The 7,084-nt window shown below is 57.7% G+C and carries 8 protein-coding genes; all 8 read right to left on the bottom strand.

The window, feature by feature from the left end:
• Positions 1–22: 22 nt before the first annotated feature.
• The 8 genes from lgt to RO069_RS18825 all read right to left on the bottom strand — a co-directional run bounded on the left by lgt (position 23) and on the right by RO069_RS18825 (position 7,015).
• Positions 23–832, bottom strand: a complete 810-nt coding sequence (lgt, locus tag RO069_RS18860; RefSeq protein ID WP_328189607.1) for a prolipoprotein diacylglyceryl transferase — start codon at positions 830–832, stop codon at positions 23–25.
• 39 nt (positions 833–871) lie between these two features.
• On the bottom strand, positions 872–1,756 hold the full coding sequence (gene ccmI / locus RO069_RS18855) for a c-type cytochrome biogenesis protein CcmI (RefSeq protein ID WP_169054510.1): 885 nt from the start codon (positions 1,754–1,756) through the stop codon (positions 872–874).
• Between the two features lie 2 nt (positions 1,757–1,758).
• On the bottom strand, positions 1,759–2,247 hold the full coding sequence (locus RO069_RS18850; RefSeq protein ID WP_011784903.1) for a cytochrome c-type biogenesis protein: 489 nt from the start codon (positions 2,245–2,247) through the stop codon (positions 1,759–1,761).
• Positions 2,238–2,762, bottom strand: coding sequence for a DsbE family thiol:disulfide interchange protein (locus RO069_RS18845; RefSeq protein ID WP_011784902.1), 525 nt, complete (start codon positions 2,760–2,762; stop codon positions 2,238–2,240). Before RO069_RS18845 ends, RO069_RS18850 begins: the two co-directional genes overlap by 10 nt.
• Positions 2,759–4,756: a heme lyase CcmF/NrfE family subunit gene (locus tag RO069_RS18840; protein ID WP_278367919.1), complete on the bottom strand. Its 1,998-nt coding sequence runs from the start codon at positions 4,754–4,756 to the stop codon at positions 2,759–2,761. The genes RO069_RS18845 and RO069_RS18840 overlap by 4 nt, the downstream gene beginning before the upstream one ends.
• A 108-nt stretch (positions 4,757–4,864) precedes the next feature.
• On the bottom strand, positions 4,865–5,503 hold the full coding sequence (locus RO069_RS18835; protein ID WP_328189606.1) for a peroxiredoxin: 639 nt from the start codon (positions 5,501–5,503) through the stop codon (positions 4,865–4,867).
• A 99-nt stretch (positions 5,504–5,602) separates the two neighbouring features.
• Positions 5,603–6,115, bottom strand: a complete 513-nt coding sequence (gene lspA / locus RO069_RS18830; protein ID WP_328189605.1) for a signal peptidase II — start codon at positions 6,113–6,115, stop codon at positions 5,603–5,605.
• Between the two features lie 3 nt (positions 6,116–6,118).
• Positions 6,119–7,015, bottom strand: coding sequence for a cation transporter (locus tag RO069_RS18825; RefSeq protein ID WP_053115061.1), 897 nt, complete (start codon positions 7,013–7,015; stop codon positions 6,119–6,121).
• Between the last annotated feature and the right edge of the window lie 69 nt (positions 7,016–7,084).

Here is a 7,084-nt window from a genome sequence, read left to right as displayed (position 1 = left end):
TAACCGGTTTTACCGCCGTCTCCTACTTTTTCACGCTAATCCGCGATGAACCTTTATTGATCGGTTGACGTCTTGACCAGGCGATTAATGCAAGGCCTCCAAGGATCATCGGCAGGGTTAACAACTGCCCCATGGTCACCCAGCCGAGGGCAATGAACCCCAGTTGCGGGTCGGGGAGGCGAACAAACTCGACCGCAAAACGGAAAATTCCGTAGAGCAACAGGAACAGGCCGGACGTTGCGCCCATCCGACGAGGGTGGCGTGAGAACCACCACAGCACCACAAACAGCACAACACCTTCCAGGGCAAACTCGTACAATGACGACGGGTGACGTGGCGCCGACCCCATATTCGGGAACACCATGGCCCAGGGCACGTCGCTGACCCGCCCCGGGAGCTCGTGGTTGATAAAGTTGCCAAGGCGACCCGCCCCCAGGCCAATTGGCACCAGTGGCGCTATAAAATCCGTGAGTTGGAAAAACCGCAGGTTCTGCTTGCGGGCGAAGACCAAGGCTGCAATCAGGACGCCGGTCAAGCCGCCGTGAAAACTCATGCCCCCTTCCCAGACCTTGAACAGCCAAAGCGGATTGTCTGCCAGCTTGTCAAAACCGTAGAAGAGCGCATAACCGACGCGGCCACCGAGAATGACGCCCATCGCGCAGTAGAAAATCAATGTTTCAACAGCGTCTGCATTCAACCCCAGCCGATGAGCCCGACGACGCCCCAGCCACCAGGCCGCGAGAAAACCGACAAGGTACATCAGGCCGTACCAATGGATTTTCAGTGGGCCCAGTGCAATGGCTACCGGGTCGATTTGAGGATACTGAAGCATAAGCTTCCCTGATTTCGTGTGTGAACGTGCGTTAGGGTTTCAATCAGTAACACGTTCCGCTCCATTGGCTGTCTCCTCCAATCGTTGCCTGGCAACAGCGATACCGCTGCGCATGGCCTGTGCGGACTCGTTATCGCCGAAGCCCGCCAATGCCCGGCGCCAGTAATTGATCGCCTGTTCATAGCGGCCGTCGTCAAAGGCCTCGACCCCCAGTATGCCCAGCGCCGTTGGCTCACGTGGATCCTTGTCGAGTATTTCGTCGATCAGCGCATGCACTTCATCGGTCAGGCTGCGCCCGGCCACAAAGAATTTTATCTGAGCCAGTTGGGCCAGAAGATCTACTCTGCGGCCTTCCAGTTCGATCAGTCGTTCCAGGGCGTCAATCGCCTGACCCGGTTGACCGATCTTCTGGTAAAGCGGAAACAGCAAGGACCAGACCTTGGGATTATCCGGCTGAGTCCCGGCTTCCTCTTCGAGCCGACCAACCAGGGTTTTCATTGAGGCACCGGGCGTGTTGAGCACGTCCTGCTGGGCGGCATGCAGCGCCAGATCGCCATCGGCACCCAGCCATCGATAGCCGATCATGCTGGCAGCCATGACTGCCGTTATCACCAGTGGAATCATCAAACGTCCTGACAGGGGGCGCCTGAGAGGCATTCGGCGATGGGCCTCGGTGTCCTCCAGCAGATTGCGGTCCAGCTCGTGGCGGCCTTCTTCAAAACGGGCGACGTCAATCTCGCCGCGATCGCGGGCGCTTTTCAGGGCTGAAAGCCGGCGTTCATAGACGGCCAGGTTTTGCGCCTCAGCGTGATCATCGGCCTCAAACCGCTGCTGCCAGTCATGGATCGCCCTTGCTCTTCGCAACGGTAGACTCAGGAACCACAGCGCTATAAGCAACAGTGTGCCGATACTTAACCAGAGCATAGTCATTCCGACCTCTCACGATGACGATGAATCAAAGAGGACAGGCGGGTACGCTCCTCCTCGGAGAGCGGCCGCACTCGCCGGTGCCTGCGTGCCCGGACAAAGGCAATCACAACCAGGGCTCCCCCTGCTACCAGCGCTGCCGGCAATGCCCAAAGCAGCCACGTGCGCCCGTCAAGGCGCGGATTGTAAAGAACGAACTCGCCAAAACGATTAGCCATGAAATCAAGAATTTCCTTATCCGCACGCCCCTCATGAAGCATCAGCGCTACCCGCTCCCGCATGTCCGCCGCCACCGGCGAATCGGAGCTGTCGATGGCTTGAGCATCACATTTAGGGCACCGCAATGACGCCGTAAGGTCGCGATAACGCTCCGCCATCACCGGATCCTCGAAATGACGCGCATCAATTGCCGTATCCGCCATCGACTGGAACGAGGCCATCAAAAGCACGATGACCACACAGCAACGGATCTTCAGGGTTAGCGCCATTTCTCTACCTCCATCATGACTTCATCCACCTGGGCGGGCGTTATGTACCCAACGTGCTTGTATCGAACGATACCGTCTGCGTCGACCAGGAAGGTTTCGGGCACGCCATACACGCCAATTTCAAAACCCAAGTCACCGGCAGGATCGAAGATGTTGACCTCGAAAGGTTTTCCGAACTCTTCGAGAAACTGTCGCCCCAGGTCACGGGCGTCTTTATAGTTGATGCCCACCATCTGAATGCCGCGCTCGGAGAGCGCCAGTAGCTGGGGCATTTCCTCCTTGCAGGTCGGGCACCAGGATGCCCAGACATTGACCAGAGATATCTGCCCGCGAAGCAGGGATTCATCCACCTCGGTATCAGGGTCCTCCAGCGTCGGGAGCGTGAACGCGGGAAACGCCTGGCCTATCAGGGCTGACTCGCGAGCACTGGGATCCAGCGAAAGCCCCCGGTACAAAAAGAAGGCCAGGCCAAGGAACACCACAAACGGAAGCAGCAGCAACAGGCGACGCATCATGCGCGAACCTCGCGTGCCGGCCTCATCGATTCGCGGTCAGCTGCGGCTGCACGGCGGCGACGGTAGCGACGGTCTGCCACGGCCAGCACGCCCCCGGAGGCCATCAGCAGCGCACCCAGCCAAAGCCAGCGTACAAATGGCTTGACCTGTAGGCGCATTGCCCAGCTGCCGTCGTCCAGTTCCTCCCCCATGGCCACGTAAAGGTCCCGCAACAGGCCGGGGTCGAGTGCGACATCGGTCATCGGCTGCCCTCGGGCAATGTACAGGCGCTTCTCCGGGTACAGGGTGGTGACAATCCGGCCTTCACGGGCAACCTCGATGGTCGCCGTATCGGCGAGGAAGTTGGGCCCCCGACGCTCGCCCAGTTCGGTCAGCGTAAAATCGTACCCGCCCAGATTCACCTGCTCACCGATATCAAGCCGCACATTACGCTCCATGGCGTAGTTCGACACCATCACCACGCCCACGATGGTGACGGCCAGGCCCACGTGGCCGACCACCATGCCCCAGTATGAAGGGGTCAACTTACGCAATCCGGACAGCGCAGAGGACGCATTGCGGACTTTATCAAACAGGTCGCGCACCAACGCCAGTACTACCCACAGGGCCGCCACCATCCCCAGCGCCACGGCGACATTCCACTGGCCGTTGTAAAGAAACGGTATCGATATCGCAATCGCCAGTGCGGCCAAGCCCGCCCCCAGTAGTCGCCGGAACAGCTCCCGACCGGGCATCTGCTTCCAGCGTGAGACCGGCCCCAGCCCCATAAAGGCACACAGCATGACGGTCAGTGGCACGAACAGGCTATTAAAGTAAGGCGCGCCGATACTGACCTTGCCCAGCCCGAGTGCATCCAGGATCAAGGGGTACAGGGTGCCCATCAGGACCGTGATCGTCATGATGACCAGCAAAATATTGTTGATCAGCAACAGAGCATCCCGGGAAAGCCAGCTAAAGCCCGCATTGGCGCTCATTCGCGGCGCCCGTAGCGCAAAGATCAAAAGCGAGACGCCGACCGTTATTCCCAGCAACGCCAGAATGAAGAGCCCCCGAGATGGATCATTGGCAAAGGCATGAACCGAGGTCAGTACCCCTGAGCGCACCAGGAAGGTGCCCAGTAACGAGAGTGAGAACGTGAAAATCGCCAGCAGTGCCGTCCAGCTCTTGAACGTGCCGCGTTTTTCCGTGACCGCCAGTGAATGTATCAGCGCTGTCCCGCTCAGCCAGGGCAGGAGCGATGCATTTTCCACCGGATCCCAGAACCACCAGCCTCCCCAACCCAGTTCATAGTAGGCCCACCAGCTACCCAGAGCGATGCCGAGGGTCAGAAAGGCCCAGGCAATGTTGGTCCACGGCCGAACCCAGCGCGTCCAGGCCGCATCCAGACGCCCCTCAATAAGCGCAGCGATGGCAAAAGCAAAGACCACAGAAAAACCCACGTACCCCATGTAAAGCATCGGCGGATGGATGATCAGGCCAACATCCTGCAACAATGGATTCAGATCGGCACCGTCGGCTGGCATGCCCGGCAACAGGCGATCAAAGGGGCTGGACGTAACGACGATGAAAAGCAGAAACCCTGCGCTGACGACACCCAGAACTCCCAGAACCCGTGCCAGCATATCCCGTGGCAACTGGCGGGAAAACAGACTGACGGCAAAGCCCCAGCCACTGAGAATCAGACTCCATAACAGCACCGAGCCTTCATGAGAGCCCCAGACGGCGGTGAACTTGTAGTACCAGGGCAGCATCGAGTTCGAATTACGGGCCACATAGTCCACGCTGAAATCATCCAGAAGAAAACTGGCAGTCAGGCTGGCATAAGAAACCAGTAGAAAGGCAAATTGCCCCCATGCCATGGGCTCAGCAAATGCCATCCACAACGGGCGCCGGGTGGCGGCTCCCAGCAAGGGCACGGTCGCCTGAAGCAGCGACAGGCAAAGTGCAATCAATAACGCGAAGAGACCAACTTCGGGAACTGTCAGCGTAAGCATTTCGAGGCCGTGTTCGGTTAAGGGTTCGGCGATGACCGAACCTATCGGTAAGGGGTTCTCAGGTATTGCTTCGTCAGCCAGCCGCACGGCCGGCTGACGAATTCCCTATTACTTCCGACCAGGTTGGCGGGTAACGCGCAGGTACGGTGTCTGCTCATCCCATCCCTCGGGGAAGCGCTCTTTGGCATCTTCGTTGGAGAGCGACGGAACGATGATCACATCCTCGCCATTCTTCCAGTCCACCGGCGTGGCCACTTTGTGGTTGTCGGTCAGCTGGAGCGAATCAATGACGCGCAGGATCTCGTCCAGATTGCGCCCGGTGCTGGGCGGATACGTCAGCATCAGACGGATTTTCTTCGCGGAATCAATAATGAATACCGTTCGAACAGTCACCTTGGGGTCGGCTTTTGGATGGATCATTCCGTAAAGGTCTGCAACCACCTGATCCTTGTCTGCCAGCAGAGGAAAGTTGAGCCCCGTGCCCTGGGTTTTCTCAATGTCCCTGGCCCAGTCGTTATGGGAGTCGAGCGGGTCGACGGACACCCCGATCAGCTTCACGCCACGACTGGCGAACTCATCTTTACGCTTCGCGAAGGCACCGAGCTCAGTGGTACAGACCGGTGTGTAGTCGGCGGGGTGTGAAAACAGCACGGCCCAGTCGTCTCCCAGCCACTCATGAAACTGAATGTTTCCTTCGGTGGATTCCACGGTGAAATCGGGAGCGGTTTCTCCAAGTTGTAATGTCATCGTTTCATTCTCCTTTGCTTTGGCTGTCGTTCTCGGTTTGTCTGTACAGACGATATCTTTAAAGTCAACTTTAAGGTCAAGGCGTTTGTCAGATGTTTTTTAGCCTGATCCATCGAGCTCGACGTTCGTGCCCGATTTTTCGGGTATAAAACTGACATAGAGGAAAAGCACGGTGCCCAGCACAATGGCGATATCGGCAAGGTTAAAGGCTGGCCAGTGCCAGGATTGCCAATAGACATCAAAGGAATCCACAACATAGCCACGAAATATCCGGTCAATCAGGTTGCCCACGGCACCGCCAAGAATAAGGCTGTACGCGATGGCTTCTCCCCTGCGGCGGCACTGAAGAATCAGCCTGATCAGTACAAATGAGACAACTACCGCGACTGTGATAAGAAAGTATCGCTGCCAACCTCCGCCATCGGCAAACAGGCTGAATGCGGCACCGGTGTTCCAGACATGCACCCAGTTAAAGAACGGGGTCACCGGAATCGACTCGCCATACGCCATTGACTGCTGGACCAACCATTTTACAATCTGATCAGACGCCGCAATCAGGCCCGAAATAGCCAGCAGGCCATACGGCAAGAGTTTTTTGGCAACGATGGACATTGTTTAACCCTTAAGCGCCAGGATGCGCCTGGCACCGTTGAGTACGATAATCCCCGCGATGCTGCCGATGATAAGGTCCGGGTAATTGGAGCCAGTCCATGCCACCAGGGCGCCAGCGGTAATGACCCCCAGATTGATGACCACATCGTTGGCTGAGAATATCCAGCTCGCCTTCATGTGGGCACCGCCCTCCCGATGTTTGGATATCAGCAGCAGACAGGTGGTGTTAGCGATCAATGCGATGAACGCAATCCCCATCATTACCAGCGACTCAGGCTCACTGCCGAAGACAAAGCGCCTCACCACCTCAGCGAGCACGCCCACAGCCAGAATCAGTTGAAGTACGCCCGCAAGATGCGCCGCACGCACCTGCATTTTCACGCTGTGCCCAACCGCATACAGGGCGAGCCCATACACGGCCGCGTCGGCAAAATTGTCCAGGGATTCTGCAATCAAACCGGTGGAGTGCGCGATCAGGCCGGCCGTCATTTCCACCACAAACAGGACAGCATTGATACCGAGCAACCAACGCAGGGTGCCCGACTCCTGCTCGGCCGAGATAGCCGTACCCCCGAGCGCCTTGATTGATTCAGGGTCGGCAGCGGCCGTTTCCTGAAGCGAAGCTCCCAGCCCGAGGGTCGCCAGCTTCGCGGTGATAGGCTCAGCCTCGCCATCGTGCACAACCTTCAACCGCCGATCAGACAGGTCGAAGGACAGCCCGCGAATGTCTTCAAAACCATTCAGGGCCAGTCGAATCATCCGTTCCTCCGAAGGACAATCCATCTTCGGTACGGTATACACACTGATCCAGTTGCCGGACGCTTCAGAGGCCTCCGACCCGGCGTTACCCTCGGCGGACGATGCGTCGCAGCCACAGGCGTCTTCACAGGATTTACTCATGATACGGCTCCACTTGAGTATTGTCGGATTATGATTTAAAACCATATAGCCACTATAAGGTCAATAGAG

Origin of the sequence: Marinobacter sp. OP 3.4, from assembly GCF_036224885.1 — a bacterium.
GTDB lineage: Bacteria > Pseudomonadota > Gammaproteobacteria > Pseudomonadales > Oleiphilaceae > Marinobacter.
Note: the sequence above shows the minus strand (reverse complement) of the source record. Positions and strands in the feature narration are given on the sequence as shown.